The organism is Streptomyces sp. NPDC088254, assembly GCF_044740925.1.
Lineage (GTDB): Bacteria > Actinomycetota > Actinomycetes > Streptomycetales > Streptomycetaceae > Streptomyces.
Genome location: NZ_JBIURQ010000012.1, coordinates 174946 through 193815 on the forward strand (window position 1 = coordinate 174946; position 18870 = coordinate 193815).

13 protein-coding genes and 2 pseudogenes are annotated in these 18870 nt (G+C 71.0%); 10 read left to right on the forward strand and 5 right to left on the reverse strand.

The features are described 5' to 3' along the window. The first annotated feature begins 29 nt into the window (after positions 1–29). Genes ACIOC0_RS31825 through ACIOC0_RS31840 form a run of 4 tightly spaced genes read left to right on the forward strand, consistent with a single transcriptional unit; the run spans position 30 to position 6511 of the window. Positions 30–1628: an ABC transporter substrate-binding protein gene (locus ACIOC0_RS31825; protein WP_402159207.1), complete on the forward strand. Its 1599-nt coding sequence runs from the start codon at positions 30–32 to the stop codon at positions 1626–1628. A 59-nt stretch (positions 1629–1687) separates the two neighbouring features. Continuing rightward, entirely contained in the window at positions 1688–2623 is a 936-nt protein-coding gene (locus ACIOC0_RS31830; RefSeq protein WP_402159208.1) for an ABC transporter permease, read from the forward strand. Next, the gene (locus ACIOC0_RS31835; protein WP_402159209.1) at positions 2620–4716 is read left to right on the forward strand and encodes an oligopeptide/dipeptide ABC transporter ATP-binding protein; all 2097 of its coding nucleotides are present in this window, start codon (positions 2620–2622) and stop codon (positions 4714–4716) included. Before ACIOC0_RS31830 ends, ACIOC0_RS31835 begins: the two co-directional genes overlap by 4 nt. Beyond that, complete coding sequence (locus ACIOC0_RS31840) at positions 4709–6511, forward strand: oligopeptide/dipeptide ABC transporter ATP-binding protein (RefSeq protein ID WP_402159210.1); 1803 nt, start codon at positions 4709–4711, stop codon at positions 6509–6511. The genes ACIOC0_RS31835 and ACIOC0_RS31840 overlap by 8 nt, the downstream gene beginning before the upstream one ends. A gap of 16 nt (positions 6512–6527) precedes the next feature. On the opposite strand, the pseudogene ACIOC0_RS31845 reads toward ACIOC0_RS31840, so the two are convergent. The 3 genes and pseudogenes from ACIOC0_RS31845 to rpmF form a co-directional block, all read right to left on the reverse strand. Beyond that, positions 6528–6969, reverse strand: a pseudogene (locus ACIOC0_RS31845) (hypothetical protein); the annotation flags it as partial. A gap of 113 nt (positions 6970–7082) precedes the next feature. Then, positions 7083–8255: a GTP-binding protein gene (locus ACIOC0_RS31850; RefSeq protein ID WP_402159211.1), complete on the reverse strand. Its 1173-nt coding sequence runs from the start codon at positions 8253–8255 to the stop codon at positions 7083–7085. A 10-nt stretch (positions 8256–8265) separates the two neighbouring features. Beyond that, positions 8266–8436 carry a 50S ribosomal protein L32 gene (gene rpmF, locus ACIOC0_RS31855; RefSeq protein ID WP_402159212.1) on the reverse strand — a complete coding sequence of 57 codons (171 nt, stop codon included), beginning with the start codon at positions 8434–8436 and terminating at the stop codon, positions 8266–8268. A 358-nt stretch (positions 8437–8794) separates the two neighbouring features. On the opposite strand from rpmF, the gene ACIOC0_RS31860 reads away from it, so the two are divergent. The 6 genes from ACIOC0_RS31860 to ACIOC0_RS31885 are packed head-to-tail and all read left to right on the forward strand — an operon-like array spanning position 8795 to position 14929. After that, complete coding sequence (locus tag ACIOC0_RS31860; protein ID WP_402159213.1) at positions 8795–9598, forward strand: metal ABC transporter solute-binding protein, Zn/Mn family; 804 nt, start codon at positions 8795–8797, stop codon at positions 9596–9598. Beyond that, the gene (locus ACIOC0_RS31865; RefSeq protein WP_402159214.1) at positions 9595–10572 is read left to right on the forward strand and encodes a metal ABC transporter ATP-binding protein; all 978 of its coding nucleotides are present in this window, start codon (positions 9595–9597) and stop codon (positions 10570–10572) included. Before ACIOC0_RS31860 ends, ACIOC0_RS31865 begins: the two co-directional genes overlap by 4 nt. Positions 10573–10628: 56 nt before the next feature. Then, positions 10629–11477 carry a metal ABC transporter permease gene (locus ACIOC0_RS31870; protein WP_402159215.1) on the forward strand — a complete coding sequence of 283 codons (849 nt, stop codon included), beginning with the start codon at positions 10629–10631 and terminating at the stop codon, positions 11475–11477. Beyond that, on the forward strand, positions 11474–12379 hold the full coding sequence (locus tag ACIOC0_RS31875; RefSeq protein WP_402159216.1) for a metal ABC transporter permease: 906 nt from the start codon (positions 11474–11476) through the stop codon (positions 12377–12379). The genes ACIOC0_RS31870 and ACIOC0_RS31875 overlap by 4 nt, the downstream gene beginning before the upstream one ends. Positions 12380–12428: 49 nt before the next feature. Beyond that, positions 12429–12740, forward strand: coding sequence for a DUF1490 family protein (locus ACIOC0_RS31880; RefSeq protein ID WP_402159217.1), 312 nt, complete (start codon positions 12429–12431; stop codon positions 12738–12740). 2 nt (positions 12741–12742) lie between these two features. Then, the gene (locus tag ACIOC0_RS31885; protein WP_402159218.1) at positions 12743–14929 is read left to right on the forward strand and encodes a heavy metal translocating P-type ATPase; all 2187 of its coding nucleotides are present in this window, start codon (positions 12743–12745) and stop codon (positions 14927–14929) included. 288 nt (positions 14930–15217) lie between these two features. Here ACIOC0_RS31885 and ACIOC0_RS31890 read toward each other — a convergent pair whose 3' ends face one another. Then, positions 15218–17674, reverse strand: a complete 2457-nt coding sequence (locus ACIOC0_RS31890; RefSeq protein WP_402159219.1) for a SpoIIE family protein phosphatase — start codon at positions 17672–17674, stop codon at positions 15218–15220. A gap of 707 nt (positions 17675–18381) precedes the next feature. Beyond that, positions 18382–18831 (reverse strand): annotated as a pseudogene (locus tag ACIOC0_RS31895) (IS5 family transposase); the annotation flags it as partial. Positions 18832–18870: the final 39 nt, after the last annotated feature.

Sequence of the window (18870 nt, forward strand, 5' to 3'; positions counted from 1 at the left end):
GCCGACGCCCGCACCACTGGAGAATCCACGTGAGTCCTTCCCTCCGCCGCCCGCGGGCCGGTCGCTTCCGGTCGCTGACGGCCGGTCTCGCCGCGACCGCCGCCGTGTTCACCCTCACCGCCTGTCAGTCCGACGAGCCGAAGGCGGGCACGCCGAAGGCGGGAGGGACGCTGCGCATCGGCCTGGCTTCGGAGTCCGGAGCACTGGACCCGCACACGTTCAGCGCCAACTTCCTCGTCCTCGACGGCGTTTTCGACGCGCTCGTCGGCTATGGACCCAACGGAAAGCTGCGACCCGAGCTGGCCGAGTCCTGGACCGTGGCTCCGGACGGCAAGTCCGTCGAGTTCGACCTGCGCGACGGCGTGACCTTCCACGACGGGACCCCGTTCGACGCCAAGGCCGTCAAATGGAACTTCGACCGCTGGGTCGGCAAGAAGGACTTCTCCTTCTTCCGGGCCTCCAAGGTGATCACCGATGTCGAGGTGATCGACCCGGACACCGTCAGGCTGAAGCTCTCCGAGCCGTACGACCCCCTGCTGCAGGAACTGTCGATAGCCCGGCCGGTGCGCTTCCTCAGCCCCGCCTCGGTCGGCGCCGGCGGGAAGTTCTCCGCGCCGGTGGGCACCGGACCGTGGAAGTTCGTCTCCAACTCCGCGACCGGTGCGGTCCTGCAGCGAAACGACGCGTACTGGGGGAAGAAACCTCTGCTGGACCGCCTGGAGTTCAAGGTCATCCCCGACTCCCAGTCGCGCCTGGCCGCGTTGCGCAACGGTGAGCTGGATGTCATCGGCGGCGCCTATCTGGCCCCGATCACCCCGGTCGAGGCGAAGTCGCTCAGCAAGGGCGGCGGCGGAGCGCGGCTTCTCACCGGCGAGCCCGACGTCACGGTCATGCTCGGGTTCAACCCGAAGGGCCCGGCCGGGGACAAGGCCGTCCGTGTGGCGGTGGGCAAGGCGCTCGACCGCGAGGCCCTCATCGGGGCGCTCTACCTCGGCTACGGCGAGCCGGCGTCGCGCTTCTTCCCGCCCGCCGTCCCCGACTCCGGCGCCGACCAGACCTTCCCCTTCGACAAGGCCGCCGCCGAGAAGGCGCTCGACGCCGCCGGCTACACCCGCTCCGGCGACACCCGCAGCAAGGACGGCAAGCCGCTGCGCCTGCGGTTCCTGGTGTCCGCCAACGCCAACGGCATGCAGGACGCCCGCGGCAGCGCCGAAGCGGTGGCCGGGGCGCTGAAGGAGGTCGGAATCGGCACAGACATCGTCTTCGTCGACGACACGGCCTACTACGACGACAAAGCGGCCGGCAAGTGGGACATCGCGTTCTTCGAGACCTACGGCGCCCCGTACGACCCGTCGAGCACGGCGGTCGCCTTCCTCGCCGAGGGCGCCGAGTCACCCGTGTTCGCGACCGGCGCCTACGACCGGCTGGTCGACGCCGCACTGTTCGCCCGCGACCCGAAGGACCGCAAGGCCAAGTACCAGGCCCTCTACGACGCGCTGTACGCCGACGCCGGCTACGTGCCGATCGCCTACCGCACGCGACTGTGGGCCGTGCGTGACACCGTGACCGGGTTCTCCATCCCGACCACCGAGTACGACCTCGAGCTCAACGGCGTCGGCCTGAGGTGAGTGCGCCCGCATCGACCGGACCGGGGCGTGCGGGAGGCGCGCCCCGGACCGGCGTCACGGTGACGGGGTACCTGTTGCGCCGCGCGGCAGGTCTCGTCATGGTCCTGCTCGCCCTGTCGGTGATGACGTTCGCCCTGGCCCAGCTCGCCCCCGGCGACCCGGCCCGGGCCGTGGCCGTGGACCGGATCGGGCCCGCCGCCACCGCCGCGGACATCGAGGCGGTACGCGCCGAACTCGGCCTGGACGGCCCGGTGGCCGAGCAGTACCTCCGGTTCCTCGGCAACGCGCTCACCGGAGATCTCGGCCAGTCGTACCGGACCGGGCAACCGGTGACATCCGAGCTGGCCGGCCGAGTGCCGGTCACCCTCGGGCTGGCCTCGCTCGGCGGTGGACTCGGCGTGGCACTCGGTCTGGCCCTCGGCCTCGCATCGGTACGCGCCCGCGGGCGGTTCGTACGGGGGGTGCTGCGTACGGTCGGTCTCACCGCCTCCGCGGTGCCACCCTTCTGGCTCGGCTACCTGCTGGTGCTCTACCTCGCGTTGACGCTCGGCCTGGTACCCACCGGCGGCATGGCCGGACCGAGCACGTGGCTCCTGCCCATGGTCGTCCTCGCTCTTCCGCTGGCAGGAGTGCTCAGCCGGGTCGTCGCGGTCACCGTGGCCGACGCGCTGGCCGCACCCCACATCCAGGCCGCCGTGGCGCGAGGTGCCTCGCCGCGCCGGATCCTGCTGCGTGAGGCGCTGCCGAACGCGGCCGGGCCGGTACTGACCGTGGCCGGGTTCACCGTCGCCGGGCTGCTCGTCGGCACCGTCATCGTCGAGCAGATCTTCGGCTGGCCCGGGGTCGGAGACTACTTCGCCCAGGCCGTCGCCGCACGGGACCTGCCCGCCCTGCAAGGCGGCGTCGCCTACTTCGGGTTCGCCATCGTGGCCGCCAACGCGGCCGCCGACGCGCTGCACGGCCTTGTCGACCCGCGAGTCCGGAGCGTGCGGTGATCGGACGTCAGCGTGGGGCCGCCACGGCCCTGTCCCGTCGCCGCAGGCGCACGATGGCCGCGGCCGTTCCCCTGGTCGGATTCGTCCTGCTCGGCCTGAGTGCACCCTGGCTGACGCCGTACGACCCCACCGCCAACGACCTGGCCGCCACACTGCAGGCCCCCGGGGGAGACCACCTGCTCGGCACCGACCAGCTCGGTCGCGACCAACTGTCGCGGCTTCTCCAGGCGGCCCGGATCTCCCTGACGGTCGCGGCCGGCGTGCTGCTGCTCTCGATCGCCCTCGGCGTGGTCCTCGGAGTCACCGCCGGCTACACGGGCCGCGCCTTCGACCGGATGCTGGTCGGGCTGGTCGACGTCACGATGGCCGCCCCCGCTCTGCTGGTCGCGTTGGCCGTCATCGGTGTCCGGGGTCCGGGCACGGAGAACATCGTGCTGGCCCTCGCCCTCACCGGGTGGGCGCCCTACGCGCGGATCGCCCGCGCCCAGGTCCGCAGCGCTCGCAGCGGGGTGCACCTGGACGCGCTGCGTGTGCTCGGTGCGCCCCGCCGCCGGATCATCGGGCGGCACCTGCTCCCGGCCACCATCGGCCCCTGCCTCGTCTACGCCAGCACCGACCTCGGCGTCATCGTGCTGGCCGTGGCGTCGTTGAGCTTCCTCGGCCTGGGCGTCCCACCGCCCGACGCGGAGTGGGGGGCGATGCTCGTCGAGGCACGGCCTTTCCTGGACTCCGCGTGGTGGCTGGCCTATCCGCCCGGGATCGCCATCACCGCGGTCGTGCTGGCGGCGAACCTGCTGGGTGAGAACCTCACGACCGGCGACCGGGCACGGCCGTCGGCGTTGTTCGTCGGGGGGCGGGTTCCGCGCCGCCGAAGGAAGCCGGTCGTCCCCTCCGTGAACGCTCCCGTTCCGGTCGTCCCCACCGCGAACGCTCCCATTCCGGTCCTCCCCTCCGTGAACGCTCCCGTTCCGGTCGTCCCCACCGCGAACGCTCCCGTTCCGGTCGTCCCCTCCGTGAACGCCCCCGTCCCGGCCGGGCCCGCTTCGGACCGCGCGGAGTCCGTGGAGGAGAGCGCGAAATCCGCACAGGAGAGCGCGGTCTTCGAGGTCCGGGCACTGAGCGTCTCCTACGGCGATCGGCGGGTCGTGACCGACGTGAGCCTTCGCCTGGCGGCCGGGGAGATCCTGGCGCTGGTGGGGGAGAGCGGGAGCGGCAAGTCGAGCTCGGCGCTGGCGCCGCTGGGCCTGCTCGGTCCATCGGCGCAGGTGAGCGGCTCGGCTCTGCTGCGGACCCCGGACGGCACACTCGACCTGGTCGACGCACCGGAGACGGCCCTGCGGCAGCTCTACGGGCGGGAGATCGGCGTCGTCTTCCAGGACAGCCTGGCCGCCCTGAACCCGCTGCGTACCGTCGGCGCATCGCTCGATCAGGCCATCCGGTTGTCCGGCTCCGCGACGGACCGGGCCGCGGTCCGGCTCCGGCGTGCCTCTCTGTTGGACGCCGTCGGTTTGCCCGACGCCGCGCCGCGCTATCCGCACCAACTCTCCGGAGGTATGCGCCAGCGGGTTCAACTCGCCATCGCGGTGGCCGGCGAACCCCGCCTGCTCGTCGCCGACGAACCCACCTCCGCCCTGGACGTCACGGTGCAGGCGGACATCCTCGACCTGCTGCGGCGCTACCGCGACCGGACCGGAGCCGCCGTCCTGCTGGTGACGCACGACCTCGGGGTCGTCGCCGAGATCGCCGACACCGTCGCCGTCGCCTACGCCGGCCGGATCATCGAGCACGGGGCGGCTCACCGGGTGCTCACGCGACCGGACCATCCCTACACCCAGGGCCTGCTCGCCGCCGTGCCCGACTTCGCCGTCGCGCCCGGAACTCCGTTCGTCACCTTGCCCGGCGCACCCGGCGCCGGACCGGACAACGTCGCGGGGTGCTCCTTCGGGCCCCGTTGCCGCCTCGTCCAACCCCGCTGCGCCGCCGAGGTACCCGAACTGGACCCGTTGGGTGAGTCCCACTGGTCTCGCTGTCTGCGCCATCCCTCGCCCGAGGTGGCCGTCCAACCCCGGCCCCGTGGAGGCACCCGTGCTTGAGATCGACGCATTGACGGTCGGCTACCCGGGCCGGGGCGGACCGGGCGGGCCGGTGCTGACCGACGTGTCGCTGCGGGTCGACCGGGCCGAGATCCTCGCCCTGGTGGGGGAGTCCGGCTGCGGCAAGTCGACGCTGGCCCGGACCGCGGTCGGTCTGCTCACACCGGATCGCGGTGCCGTGCGGGTCGCCGGGACGGACGTGCACCGGGCGCGGGGGCGGGCGGCGCGCGACGTGAGGCGCCGGTGTCAGATGGTCTTCCAGGACGCCGGGCTCTCGCTGAGCCCGCGTCTGAGCGTCCACGAGGCGATCCGTGAACCGCTGCGGATCCACAAGGCCGGCAGCCGCGCCGAGCAGAAGGCCCGTGTCGAACACCTCCTGCACACCGTCGGGCTGGAGCGGGAACTCGCAGACCGACGCCCAGAGGAACTGTCCGGTGGACAACGTCAGCGCGTCGCCATCGCGCGCGCCCTCGCTCTGGAACCGGACGTGCTGATCTGCGACGAGCCGGTCACGGCGCTCGACGTCTCCATCCAGGCGGGGGTGCTCAACCTGCTGTCCGAACTGCGGGACCGGCTCGGACTGGCGTGCCTGTTCATCGCCCACGACCTGGCCGTCGTGCAGCGGCTGGCCGACCGTATCGCGGTCATGTACGGCGGGCGGGTCGTGGAACAGGCCGCCAGCGCGACGTTCGCCGTGGCACCGCTGCACCCGTACACCAGAAAACTGCTCGCCGCCGCACCAGCGCTGAACTCCCATCACCGCCGGCGACCGGTCGAGGAGTCGGCCATCCGACCGCTGCCCTCGCCGACCGCCCAGGACGGGTGCGGCTTCCGCGCCCGGTGCCCGGACCGCGTCGCGGCCTGCGAGATCAGACCGCCCCTGATCCCGCTGGCCGCCCCGCAGCCCCGCCCGGCCACCCAGGCCGGCCACCACGTGGCTTGTCATCTTCCTGGCCCAGCCGGCCCATCGTCCGATCACCACGGAGCTCCGGAGAAATCCATGACCGACACCGCCGAACACACCGACACCTGGACCGACCTGCTCACCCGCTGGGACCGGCAGCAGGACCTCTACATCGAACAACGCGAGCGCCGCTTCGACGTCATGTTCGACTTCCTCGGCGAACTCGCCCCAGGCCCCGCCCCCACCGTGCTCGACCTCGCCTGTGGCCCCGGCGCGATCAGCGACCGGCTGCTGCGCCGGTATCCCGAGGGCCGGGCCGTCGCCGTCGACGTCGACCCGGTGCTGCTGACGATCGGGCAGGGCGCGTGCGGGGACCACGGCGGCCGGCTGCGCTGGGTCCGGACCGACCTGCGCACCCCCGATTGGGTCACCGCCCTCGACGAGGACGGCAAGCCGGGCACCTTCGACGCGGTCCTGTCCAGCACCGCCCTGCACTGGCTGAGCCCGCCGGAGCTGGTCGCGGTGTACCGGGCCGCCGCGACGCTGCTCAAGCCCGGTGGCGTGCTGATCAACGCCGACTACCTCCCGGCCGGCCCGCGCAGCAAGCGGATCAGGGGTGCCTGCGCCGCCGTCAACGCCCGTCGGCAGTCCGCAGCGATCGCCCGTGGCGCCGAGGACTGGGAGACCTGGTGGAAGAGCGTGGAGTCCGTGCCCGCTTTGGGCGAGGCCGTCGAGACCCGACGCCAGATCTGGCCGGAGGGCACCAAGGACGAGTGGGCTTCGCCAGTCGTCGACTATCACGAGGCCGCGCTGCGCGAGGCGGGCTTCGCCGAGGTCGACGTCGTGTGGCAGGACCTCGAGGAGCGGGTGTTGATCGCGCTGATGCCGTGACGGCCGGTCGGGCTGCTCACCCCTGCTTCGTCGGAGAGTCGTCGCCGTGCAGGACGCCGGATGGCGCCGCGCTCTCACGGATCAGCAGGTCGGCGACGACGATGCCCTTGCCGTCGGGGGAGGGGTGGGTGGCCCGGGTCCAGCCCTGGCGGCGGTAGGAGGACATGGCCCGTGGCGACTGGACGGACGTCGGCAGCCAGGAGCGGCCCCTCGGGGGCGTCGGCCGTCACGGCCTCCAGGAGCTTGCCCGTGAGGCCGGTGCCCCGGGCGTCGGCGCGGACCGAGAGCTCGTCTGTCTCGCGGGCCCCGACAAGCATGTCGGCGGTGTGGTCGGTGCCGAGACCGGCGGCCGCCTGGGGACAGCGGCGGTCGGTGGGAAAGGGGACGAGGGTCGTCCGGGTGGTGGCGAACCCGACGAGCTCCCCGCTCTGTACGGCGGTCACGGCGGTGAAGCCCGGGCCGTGCCCAGCCGTACACCGTGGTCGGCATACCAGTGCCCCGATTCGGTCTGCGTGTACGGGAAGTACCGGGCGGGCGATGCCGTGGCTGCGACCACCGCCCGCCCGGAGTCTCAGGGCCGCGCGACCAGTTCGGGGTGTTCGTGGTCGCAGGTGTCGTCGATGCCGTAGGTGTCCCAGGCGGGGAACGGATCGTCGGCCGGCAGGCTCTCTCCGTCCGTCAGCAGGCAGTCGGTGAGAGCGCGGTGGAGCGCCTCGGCATGCAGGTGCGTGCCGATGAAGACCAGCTCCTGGCCCGCCGGGCTGTCGGTGCCGTGGGCGGCGGAGGGCTCGAACCGGGCGACGGAGCCGGCCTGCGACCACAGCCCCGTCACCTGCGGGCGGCTGGCCAGGGTGAAGAAGCCCTTGGAACGCAGGACCTGCCCGTAGGCGCCGCTGTCCATCTCCTCGGTCACGAACCGCCACAGACGCCCGGGGTGGAAGGGCAGTTCCGAGCGGAAGACGGTGGAGGAGATGCCGTACTCCTCGGTCTCCGGGACGTGGTCGCCGTTGAGTTCCATGACCCAGCCGGGTGCTTGTTGGGCGCGTTCCAGGTCGAACAGCCGGGTGCCGAGTACGTCCTTGAGCTCCACGTGTCCGTGGACGGCAGTGACGATCCGGGCCACGGGGTTGAGGCGGGTGAGCGTCGCCCGCAGTCGCTCGGCGGCGGCGTCGTCGATCAGGTCGAGTTTGTTGAGCACGATGACGTCGGCGAACTCGATCTGGTCCATCAGCAGGTCGCTGACGGTGCGTTCGTCGTCCTCGTACTGGTCGAGGCCGCGCTCGACGAGCTCGTCGCCACTGGCCAGTTCCGGCAGGAAGTTGGCGGCGTCGACGACCGTGACCATGGTGTCCAGACGGGCGAGATCGCCGAGGGTGGCGCCGTCGTCGCGGGCGAAGGCGAAGGTGGCGGCGACCGGCATGGGCTCGGAGATGCCGCTGGACTCGATGAGGAGGTAGTCGAAGCGCCCTTCCCGGGCGAGCCGGTCCACTTCCTCCAGCAGGTCGTCGCGCAGCGTGCAGCAGATGCACCCGTTGGTCATCTCGACCAGGCGCTCCTCGGTGCGCGACAGCGCCGCCTCGCCGCCGCGCACGAGGGCGGCGTCGATGTTGACCTCGCTCATGTCGTTGACGATGACCGCGACGCGCAGTCCCTCGCGGTTGCCGAGCACATGGTTGAGCAGCGTGGTCTTCCCCGCGCCGAGGAAGCCGGACAGAACGGTCACCGGCAGCCGATCGTGCGCCATGTCCGTCCCCTCAGTCCGCGGGGCGCAGAAGCCCGCGCTCGTAGGCCCTGACCAGGTGCTGCGGTACGAGGTGACGCACGCCGTCGATCGTGACCGGCACCAGCGTCGGCGTGGCGGCCTTCCACTGGGCGCGGCGGTGGCGGGTGTTGCTGCGGGACATCTTCCGCTTGGGGACAGCCATGGTTCTTCCTCCTCGGGTGTGCGAGAAGGACGCTATATGAAAATGGGTCCCATTACGAATCTCGGGGTCACGCGGAGATGGCTCCTCGGTGCGGAGTGGCGCTCGCGTGGTGGTGAAAATCGTTTCTGCCTAGGGTGGAAAGGTCCGGCCCTGGGCCTGTGCGGTGGGCTCAGGCAGGAGCAAGGAGGTCGGTATGCGTCCCGGGGCTTCCTCCACACCGGTCCGGCGTTCTCTGGCCGCACGGGCCCTCGTCGCCGTGGCGGCCCTGCTGGCGACGACCACGGCGTACGCCTCCTCAGCGGAGACCGAGACGACTCCGCACTCGCCCGCTCGAGGTCAACAGGACAGCATCCAGGTCGTGGCGGCGGAGAACTTCTGGGGCAGCATCGCCGAACAACTGGGCGGCGACCGCGTGAAGGTCACCAGCATCATCGACAACCCGGACGCGGACCCGCACGACTACGAGCCCACCGCGCAGGACGCCCGGAAGGTCGCCGACGCCGATTACGTGATCGTGAACGGGGTCGGCTACGACGCCTGGGCCCCCAGGCTCCTGGCCGCGAATCCCTCCGACGACCGGACTGTGCTCGACGTCGGGGAGCTGATCGGGGTGGAAGAGGGAGGTAATCCACACCGCTGGTACTCACCGGCCGACGTTCACCAGGTGATCGACCGGATCACAGCGGACTACAAGAAGCTCGAACCGGCCGGATCGGTGTACTTCGACGATCGCAAGAGCGACTTCGAGAACAAGGCGCTGGCCCGCTATGACGACCTGATCGCGGCCATCAAGGAGAAGTACACGGGCACGCCGATCGGCGCGTCCGAATCGATCGTCACCCCTCTTGCCGAAGCGCTCGGTCTGCGGATCCTCACCCCGGAAGCGTTTCTCGACGCCATGAGTGAGGGCACCGACCCCACCGCCCGGGACAAGGCGGCCGCCGACCGTCAGATCGCGAACAAGCAGATCAAGATCTACATATACAACAGCCAGAACTCGACCCCCGACGTGACGGCCCAGGTCAAGGCCGCGAAGGAAGCGGGTATCCCCGTCGCGACGGTGACCGAGACGCCGATCCCGCCGGACACCGCCTTCCAGGACTGGCAGGTCGCGCAACTGGAAGACATCGAAGGGGCGCTGGCGAAGGGTACGGGGCCATGACCGCACGTCCACAGGGCCGGGTTCGATCCGCCGAGGACGCACGGATCGTAGCCACCGACACGCAGGTCGATGCGGAGGCGGCATCCGAGGCCGCTGCCCCTCACGCCCCAGCGGTCACAGGAACGGCCGACGGCTCGCTGGTGTCCCTTCGGGGCGCCGCCGTCCGGCTCGGCGGGCGGACTTTGTGGTCGGGGATGGATCTGGACGTCGGCGCGGGCGAGTTCGTGGCCGTCCTGGGGCCCAACGGCGTCGGCAAGAGCGCCCTGGTCAAGGTTCTGCTGGGCCTGCTGCGCGCGCCCTGCGGAGAGGTGCGGGTCCTCGACCGGCCACCTGGCCGCGCGAATCACCGTGTCGGCTACCTGCCGCAGCGGCGCGGTTTCGACGCGTCCCTGCCCGTGCGCGGTGTGGACCTGGTCCGGCTGGGGCTCGACGGTGATCGCTGGGGGGTTCCCCTGCCGCTGCCGGCGCGGTTCAGCCCCCGGCGGCGGGCGGCCGGGGCACGGATCGACGAGGTGATCGATCTGGTCGGTGCCGGGGCCTACGCGCACCGGCCGATCAGCGCGTGCTCGGGCGGGGAACAGCAGCGGCTGCTGATCGCGCAGGCGCTGGTACGCCGACCGGAGTTGCTGCTCCTGGATGAGCCGCTGGAGAGTCTGGATCTGTCCCACCAGGGGGCGGTGGCCGCGCTGATCGGCCGTATCTGCCGACGGGACCGGGTCGGGGTGGTGATGGTCGCCCACGACGTCAATCCGATCCTGCCCTACCTGGACCAGGTCGTGTACATCGCCGAGGGCGGTGCTGCCGTCGGGACGCCCGAAGGGGTCATCACCAGCGAGACCCTGTCTCGCCTCTACCGCACGCCGGTGGAGGTGCTGCGCACCCGGGACGGGCGGCTGGCGGTCGTGGGAACGCCGGAGGCGCACCAGGCCCCTGACAGCGGCCATCCGCATCCGGGAGCGGGGGGAGCCACGTGACGCGGGCGGTGACCGGTCCCGCCCCGCCATGGTCCGTTGCCCTGGATCTCGGTGAGATGTGGACCTACCCGTTCATGGTCAACGCCTTTCTCGCCGGCACGGCGGCTTCGGTTCTCGCCGCGGCGCTCGGCTGGTTCATGGTGCTTCGCCGGCAGAGCTTTACCGGTCATACGATTGCCGTCGTCGGCTTTCCCGGTGCGGCCGGCGCCACGCTCCTGGGTGTGGGTGCGGTCTACGGTTACCTGACCTTCTGCCTGGCGGCTGCCGTGGCCATCGCCGTACTCGCCCCGCATCGAGGGCCTGGCAGGGGGGAAGGGCAGGCGGCGGCCGTCACGGGCACGGTGCAGGCGTTCCTGCTCGGCTGCGGGTTCCTCTTCGCCTCCCTGCACCAGGGGGCGCTGAGCAGCATCAACGAGTTGCTGTTCGGACGGTTCCTCGGCATCACACGAGGCCAGGTGGTGCTGCTGGCCATCGTGGCCGGAGTCGTTCTGGCGGCGCTGGCCGTGATGGGCCGGCCGTTGCTGTTCGCCTCCGTGGACCCGGAGGTCGCCGCCGGGCGTGGCGTGCCACTGCGCGCCCTGTCCCTGCTGTTCCTGGTGATGCTCGGAGCGGCGACGGCCGAGGCGAGTCAGATCACCGGCACCCTGCTGATCTTCGCCCTGCTCGTGATGCCGGCGGCCGCCGCCCAGCAGCTCACCGCCCGTCCGTCGGCCGGGCTGGTGCTCGCGGTGGCCATCGCCCTGGCGGTGACCTGGCTGGGCCTGACCGCGGCGTACCACTCGGTGTACCCCGTCGGGTTCTGGGTGACGACCTTCGCGTTCACGGCGTACGTGCTGGCACGCGGCCAGGGTGCGCTGCGCCGGGGCAGGCGCGCCGCCCGGCCCACCGCGAGGAGCGCCACATGAACGACATGAGCGGCGCATACGTGTCGGCGGCCATGCTCGACCAGCCCTTCTTCCGCCACGCCCTCCTCGCCGGTACGGCGATCGCGGCCGCGTGCGGCCTGGTCGGTTACTTCCTCGTCCTGCGGGCACAGGTCTTCACCAGCGACGCCCTGAGTCATGTGGCGTTCACGGGTGCCGTCGCGGCACTCGCCTTCGGCTACGACCCCAGGCTCGGCCTGTTCGGAGCGACGATCGCGGTGGCGCTCCTGCTCGGGGCCCTCGGGCGGCGGGGCCGTGCCGACGACGTGGCCATCGGCAGCGTCTTTTCCTGGGTGCTGGGCCTGGGCGTCTTCTTCCTCACTCTCTACACCACCACGCGCAGCACCGCCGACAGCGGCGCCGGCGTCGAGGTCCTGTTCGGCTCCGTCTTCGGCCTGTCCTCGGCCCGCGCCCAGCTGGCGGCCTGGGTGGCCGCGGGCATCTGTGCGGCGATGCTGCTGCTGGCCCGGCCGCTGCTCTTCGCCTCGCTCGACGAGACGGTCGCTGCCGCCCGCGGGGTGCCGGTCCGTCTCCTGGGCATGGGGTTCCTCGCGCTGGCGGGCGCCTGCGCGGCCGAGGCCGTGCAGGCGGTCGGCGCACTGCTGCTGCTGGGCCTGCTGGCCGCCCCCGCCGGCGCTGCCCAGCGCCTGACGAGCAGACCGTACGGGGGGCTGGCCCTGGCCGTCGGTCTGGCGGTGGGGGAGATGTGGGCGGGGCTCGCCCTCAGTCACGCGGCGCCCGCCCTTCCGCCGAGCTTCGCCATCGTCTCGACCGCCGTCGCCGTCTATGCCCTGGCCGTCGTGATACGCCGTCCTCCTCGCCATCGGGCAAGCCCGTCGCTTACGTCACGGATGCGACAGGAGCATACGAAGGCGCACAATTGAGGTAGCCGTACGGCTGCTTTGCGGCTGGCCTGCACTCACGGAGATCGTCATGCAACCTGCAGCTCTCGCCGGTGCCGCCCTCGGCCGACTCGCGCACCACGCCGTCTCAGGGGTGGTCGGAGTGGCCGTCCTGCGTGGCGCGTCCAAGGCCGCTCCCAAGGCCAAACCCGCGGCGCGCAAGGCGGTGGTCGGCAGCCTCGCCGGAGGCATCATGGCCGCCCGGTGGCTCGGGTCCGCCGCGGAGGAAGCCCGGCTCAAGGCGGGAGACATGATGGCGGAGGCCCGCTCCTCACTGGGTGAGGAGGCGCCGCCCCCGTCCGCGGTGGACATCAGCGGTCACCACCACGACCACGAGCACTGATCATGGCCGGCGTTCTCATACGTTCCGCCGCCGCGGGCCGGGTGCGGCTGACCGTCCCGTGGCTGAAGGCACGGCCGGGCTCCGCGGGACTGGTCGACGAGCGGCTCGCCGACCTGCCGGGCTTCCGTGCCCTGCGCATCTTCCCCCGCACGGGAAGTGTCGTCCTCTGGGTCGAACCCGACCGGCTGGACGTCGACCGGCTGGTCGAGGCGCTGGGGGAGGCTCCGCCGCTCTCCGCACCTGAGAAGCGAACGCGGTCGGCGCCCGACTCCTCCACCGGCGAGGTGGCCCGACTGATCGTGGGCGGGGCGGTGCTCGCCGTGGTGGCCGTGCACCGGCTGGTGCTGCGCCGGCCGCCCTGGGTGACTGGCGGCCGTTCCGGCTTTCTCGGCGCCGTCACGATTTTCAGCGGCCTGCCGTTCTTCCGGGGCGCACTTCGTACCATGACGGGTCGTCAGCATCCGGGTACGGACACGCTCGTCACCGCCGCGACGGTCATCTCCCTGCTGTTGCGCGAGAACGTGGTCGCCCTCACCGTCCTGTGGCTCCTCAACATCGGCGAGTTCCTCCAGACGATCACGCTGCGCCGTACCCGCCGTGCCATCGAGGAACTGCTCAGTATCGGGGAGGACCGGGTGTGGCTCCTACGCGACGGCGTGGAAGTCGAGGTCGCCCTGGACGACGTCGCACCGGGAGATGTGGTCGCGGTCTACGAGCACCACAAGATCCCCGTCGACGGGACCGTCGTCTCGGGTGAGGCACTGGTCGACCAGGCCGCGATCACCGGCGAGGCCCTCCCGGTCTACACCCGGGACGGCTCCGAGGTGTACGCCGGCACCATCGTCACCTCCGGCTCCCTCGTCGTCCGCGCGACGTCGGTCGGCAGCGACACCACCGTCGGACGGATCATCAGCCGTGTGGAGGAAGCCCAGGCCGACCGGGCTCCCATCCAGACCGTCGCCACCCGCTTCACCCGCCGCTTCGTTCCCGTATCACTCGCCCTGGCGACCGGAACGTACCTGGTCACCCGGGACGCCCGGCGTGCAATGACCATGCTGCTGGTCGCCTGCCCGTGTGCGGCCGGCCTGGCCACCCCCACTGCCATCAGCGCGGCCATCGGCAACGGCGCCCGCCACGGCACCCTGATCAAGGGCGGTACGCACCTGGAGGGCGTCGGCCGGGTCACCGCCGTCGTCTTCGACAAGACCGGCACCCTCACCCTCGGCCGCCCGCTCGTCACCAGCGTCGTCGCACTCCACGGCGACCACACCGCCGACGACGTCCTCCGCTTGGCCGCCTCCGGCGAGCTGCATGCCCGCCACCCACTCGCCCACGCCATCGTCACCCGCACCGAGGAACAGCACCTCCACATACCGATCCACCAGGCATGCGAAGTCGTCCTCGGCATGGGCATGCGCGCCGAACTCGACGGCACCCGCCTCCTGGTCGGCAGTCCCGCCCTGCTGCGCCGCCACGGACTCGAACTCACCCCGGTCGCCCGGCAATGGGCCGAACAACTGCGCCGCCAGGGCGAGACGGTCATCTGCCTCGCCCACGACGAGGACCTCATCGGCATGCTCGGCGTCTCCGACGCCGTACGCGCCGGAGCCGGCACGGTCATTCAGCAACTGCGCGACCTGGGCGTCCAGCGCATCATCCTGCTGACCGGCGACGCCGTCGAAACAGCCCAAACCGTCGCCGACGCCCTCGACATCGCCGAGGTCCACGCCCACGCTCTGCCCGAAGCCAAGCTCCAGCTGATCCGCGACCTCCAGAGGGAAGGCCACACGGTGGCCATGGTCGGCGACGGCACCAACGACGCCCCCGCCCTCGCGCTGGCCGACGTCGGCATCGCCATGGGCGAACACTCTTCCCACGTCGCCCTGGAGACCGCCGACATCGCCCTCGCCGGCAACGACCTGCGCCAGGTCGCCGCCGTCGTCGAACTCAGCCGACACACCTTGCGCGTCGTACGGCAAAACTACGGCCTCGCCATCGGCGTCAACCTCGCCGGCCTGCTCGCCAGCGCGGGCGGCTCCCTCAACCCCGTCGCCGCAGCCCTGCTGCACAACACCAGCAGCATCGCCGTCGTTGCCAACTCCGCCCGCCTGGTCAACCACACACCCCACCTGCCTGCCGAGGCCGGGCGTCTGCGCGCCGCCCCGATCGAGGAGACTCGCGTGCGCTGACCGGCAGGGTACGGCCGTTGATGCCGGCTGATCCCGTCCAGCAGACCATGGAGCAGCTCGGCGAGCAGAGGTTGTCGCAGATCACGTGGACCGCCAGGCTGGCATCGGTCCGGCGGTCGATCTCGTCAAGGAAGTCGCGGAAGTCCACCGCCCGGTGCTGTGCGGACAGCTTCCCGATGACCTTGCCGGTTCTTGCTCAGTGGGGCCGGCGCCTGACGGGCGGCGGGATGCGGCCGTTCCGGTTCTGCCCGCACTCCAGCGCCCATGGTCCGCATGAGGACGGTGCGGTCATGGGAGCTCCTGCTCGGCCCAGATGATCTTCCCTCCGGGCGTGTAGCGGGCACCCCAGCGATGGGAGAGCTGGGCGACGAGGAAGAGGCCTCGGCCGCCCTCGTCCATGCTGCGGGCGTGCCTCAGGCGAGGAGCCGTACTGCTGCCGTCGGCGACCTCGCAGGTCAGGCGAGCGTCACGGAGCAGTCGCAGGCGTACGGGGCCCGAGGCGTAGCGGATCGCGTTGGTGACGAGTTCGCTGACGATGAGCTCCGTCGTCATGGCCAGTTCCCGGCAGCTCCAGGTCTCGACCTTACGTGTCGCGGCTGCGCGGACGTCACCGACGGCGGCCGGGTCCAGCGGCATGTCCCAGGAGGCGACTTGATCGGGGCCCAGGGCGTGGGCGCGGGCGAGCAGCAGGGCGACGTCGTCGGGCTGCGGCGCGGGAACGAGTCGGCTCACCGCGTTCGCGCACAGAGTTTCCAGGTCGGAGCCGGGCGAGCACAGCAGATGCCCGAGACGGGACATGCCGCCCTCGATGTCGCGGTCGGTCCCCTCGACCAGGCCGTCGGTGTAGAGGCCGAAGATGCTGTACTCGGGGAGTTCGATCTCGGTGGCCTCGAAGGCCATGCTGCCCAGCCCGAGCGGAGGACCGGCGGGAAGCTCCGGGAAGGAGAACTGCCCGTCCGGGGTGACGACGACCGGCGGTGGATGGCCGGCCCGGGCCAGCGTGCACCGCTGTGTCACCGGGTCGTAGACGGCGTACAGGCAGGTCGCTCCGAGGAAGGCGGTGGCGGTCTGGTCGGCGGGGCCGGTGGTCGCTTCCTCGCTCAGCCGGAGCACCAGGTCGTCGAGGTGGGCCAGCAGCTCATCGGGGGGCAGGTCCATGTCGGCGAGGGTCTGCACGGCGGTGCGCAGCCGGCCCATCGTCGCCGCCGCGGTGATGCCGTGGCCGACCACGTCACCGACGACCAGACCCACACGGGCACCGGACAGCGGGATCACATCGAACCAGTCGCCGCCGACCCCGCCCGACGCGTCCGCCGGCAGATACTGGGAGGCCACCTCCAGTGCTGTTCCACCGGTCAGGGCGTGCGGGAGCAGGCTGCGCTGCAGCGTGACCGCCGCGGTGTGTTCCCTGGTGTAGCGGCGGGCGTTGTCGACGCACAGCGCCGCCCGCGCCACCAGCTCCCGGGCAAGCAGCACGTCGTCTTGCTGGAACGGGGTGGGGTTCACCGACCGGGCGAAAGTGGCGAGACCGAGGACGGTGTTGCGCGCCCGCATCGGCACCGAGATGAGGGAGTGCAGACCGAACTCGCGGATGCTGGCCGTCCTGGCCGGCTGCTCGGTGATCCACAGGGGATCGCTCGGGTCGAGTACGGGTATGAAGATCGGTTCGCCGTCGACGAGCAGGTTCGCGTCGTGCGGCGGGGGAACGAAGTCGACCTTGTCTCCTGTCCGCGCGACGGCCTCCGGGCAGCCCGGTCGTACGGAGCTCATTCCGGCCCGGCGCATCACCGGCCGGGCCGGCGCCGGCCCGGCGTCGGGCAACCAGGTCCCCTGGCCCTCGCCGCTGAGGACCGGCTCGAGAAGGTCGACGATGACGAAGTCGGCGAAGCGCGGAACAGCGAAGTCGGCGAGTTCCTGCGCCGTGCGCATCACGTCCAGCGTCCTGCCGATGCTGGTCCCGGCCTCGCTGACCAGCGACAGCAGTCGGCGGGCGTTCCAGCGCTCGGTGACGTCCATGACCATGTAGCACAGCCCGGTGACGGAGTCGTTGGCATCCACCAGCGGGAAGAACGAGGTGGAGTAGGCGTGCTGACGGTGCGGGTCCGCCCAGCTCCATCCCATGTACTCGTAGTCGGTGACCGGCACGCCGGTCGTGAGCACCTTGCGCATCACGCCCTCGATGGTCTCCCCCTGCAGGCCCGGCAGCAGGTCGCTCAGCCGGCGCCCCAGCCGTTGTTCACGTGGCACACCGCCGAAACGCTCCAGGGTGTCGTTGACCCAGACGTAGCGCATCTCCAGATCCATCACCGCCATGCCGACCGGAGAGCGGGTCAGAAAGCCGTCGAGGACGGACTCGCCCATGGTCCACTGCTGCCGTTCCGGTCGTGCCGAGATCAGAAAACACTCGTCTTCGCCGATGTGGAAGGACCCGGACACGCGCAGGCTGACCTCGACGGGAGCAGTGTCGCGCCAGACGGCGACCCGGCCGCTCCAACCCATTCCCGCGCGGCACCGTTCCGCGATACGGGCGACGCGTACCGGGTCCCCGGGCATCGCCAGCAGCTCTGCGGCGGGACGCCCGACCACCTGCGCACTGGAGTAGCCGAGGAGTGCTTCGGCCCCCCGCGTCCAGCCGATCACCTTGCCGGCCGCGGACACCAGCGCTACCGCGTCGGCGGACGCATCGAGGAGGTCGTGCGGTCCTACGGGCGGAGGCGCGTCGAATCCGTCTCGCAAAGGCGCCATGGCTCTCACCTCTACACGCCAGTATGTTCCCGCCCGGGCCCTGATGCGCATGCTCCGGGCGCGGGGTCAGCCCCTTCGGAAACGCGGGGAACGTCGTTTCCATGGCGTTGGCAGCCATCGGAATCTCCTCCCAAGCTGGGGGATGTTCGGGCAGGCCGTGTGCAGGTCGCTGCAGGGGTCGAGACTTTCTCTCGCGCCTAGGGTCACCTTCCGAGTACAAGCGCTTTCCAAGTGGGCTGTCCGAAGAGCGCCTCATGCCCGGTCGAGCGCCTCCCCTGACCGCCGTCCAGACCGTCCGCGTGACTGTGATCACGGACGTCCTTCGGCGGGTGCTGCGTAGGCTTGGGTCGTCGCCACGGTGGGGTCCGCGATAAGGGGTGAAGCCCTCCTCCAGTCACCTGACGGGGCGTCAGGAAAGTCGGCAGGTGGTCAGCGTGAGTCCTGAAGCACCTGAGGACAGCTGACCGAAGATGCGAATCGATGTACTCTCCGAAGACCGCCCTTGACCTGGAAAGAGCAGGCAGGGAGCAGACAAACCGGGAGCTTCTCCATGCTTCGTACCATGTTCAAGTCCAAGATCTAGCGGTTGGGCGTTTCCGCAGGTCAGAGCTTTGATCGCTGCCTCCGGGTCAGCAAACGGTCAGCATAGGGCCGGACGGTGTCCGGCTTGCTGACCTGCACCCGCGGCAGGGACCGCCTTAGAGGTCCTAACAAAGGCGCTGGACGTGGCGGTAGGTGATCAGGCACGTGGCGAGTCCGAGGAAGGCTTCGTGGATGTCTTCGCGTCGTTCCCAGCGGATGCGAAGGCGTCGGAAGCCGTGCAGCCAGGCGATCGTGCGTTCAACGACGTAGCGGAATATGCCCAGTCCGCTGCCGTGCTCTTCTCCGCGTCTGGCGATGACGGGGCGGATGCCACGGGCCCAGAGCAGGCGCCGGTACTTGTCGTGGTCGTAACCGCGGTCCGCGAGGAGCGCGTCGGGTCTGCGTCTGGGCCGGCCGACGAGGCCGGCCACCGCGGGAACCTTGTCGAGCAGAGGCAGGGGTTGGGTGACGTCGTTGCGGTTTCCGCCGGTCAGGGACACTGCGAGCGGGATGCCCTGGCCGTCGGTGAGGACGTGGTGCTTGCTGCCCGGCCGTGCGCGGTCGACCGGACTAGGGAGCGTATTGCGTCGTGATCAATCTGTGAGATCTGCCTG

What these genes read in the sequence shown, in the direction of transcription:
- ACIOC0_RS31875 (WP_402159216.1), top strand. Translation starts at nt 11,474, where the DNA reads ATGAACGACATGAGCGGCGCATACGTGTCGGCGGCCATGCTCGACCAG.
- ACIOC0_RS31865 (WP_402159214.1), top strand. Translation starts at nt 9,595, where the DNA reads ATGACCGCACGTCCACAGGGCCGGGTTCGATCCGCCGAGGACGCACGG.
- ACIOC0_RS31870 (WP_402159215.1), top strand. Translation starts at nt 10,629, where the DNA reads ATGTGGACCTACCCGTTCATGGTCAACGCCTTTCTCGCCGGCACGGCG.
- ACIOC0_RS31850 (WP_402159211.1), bottom strand. Translation starts at nt 8,255, where the DNA reads ATGGCGCACGATCGGCTGCCGGTGACCGTTCTGTCCGGCTTCCTCGGC.
- ACIOC0_RS31890 (WP_402159219.1), bottom strand. Translation starts at nt 17,674, where the DNA reads ATGGCGCCTTTGCGAGACGGATTCGACGCGCCTCCGCCCGTAGGACCG.
- ACIOC0_RS31880 (WP_402159217.1), top strand. Translation starts at nt 12,429, where the DNA reads ATGCAACCTGCAGCTCTCGCCGGTGCCGCCCTCGGCCGACTCGCGCAC.
- ACIOC0_RS31885 (WP_402159218.1), top strand. Translation starts at nt 12,743, where the DNA reads ATGGCCGGCGTTCTCATACGTTCCGCCGCCGCGGGCCGGGTGCGGCTG.
- rpmF (WP_402159212.1), bottom strand. Translation starts at nt 8,436, where the DNA reads ATGGCTGTCCCCAAGCGGAAGATGTCCCGCAGCAACACCCGCCACCGC.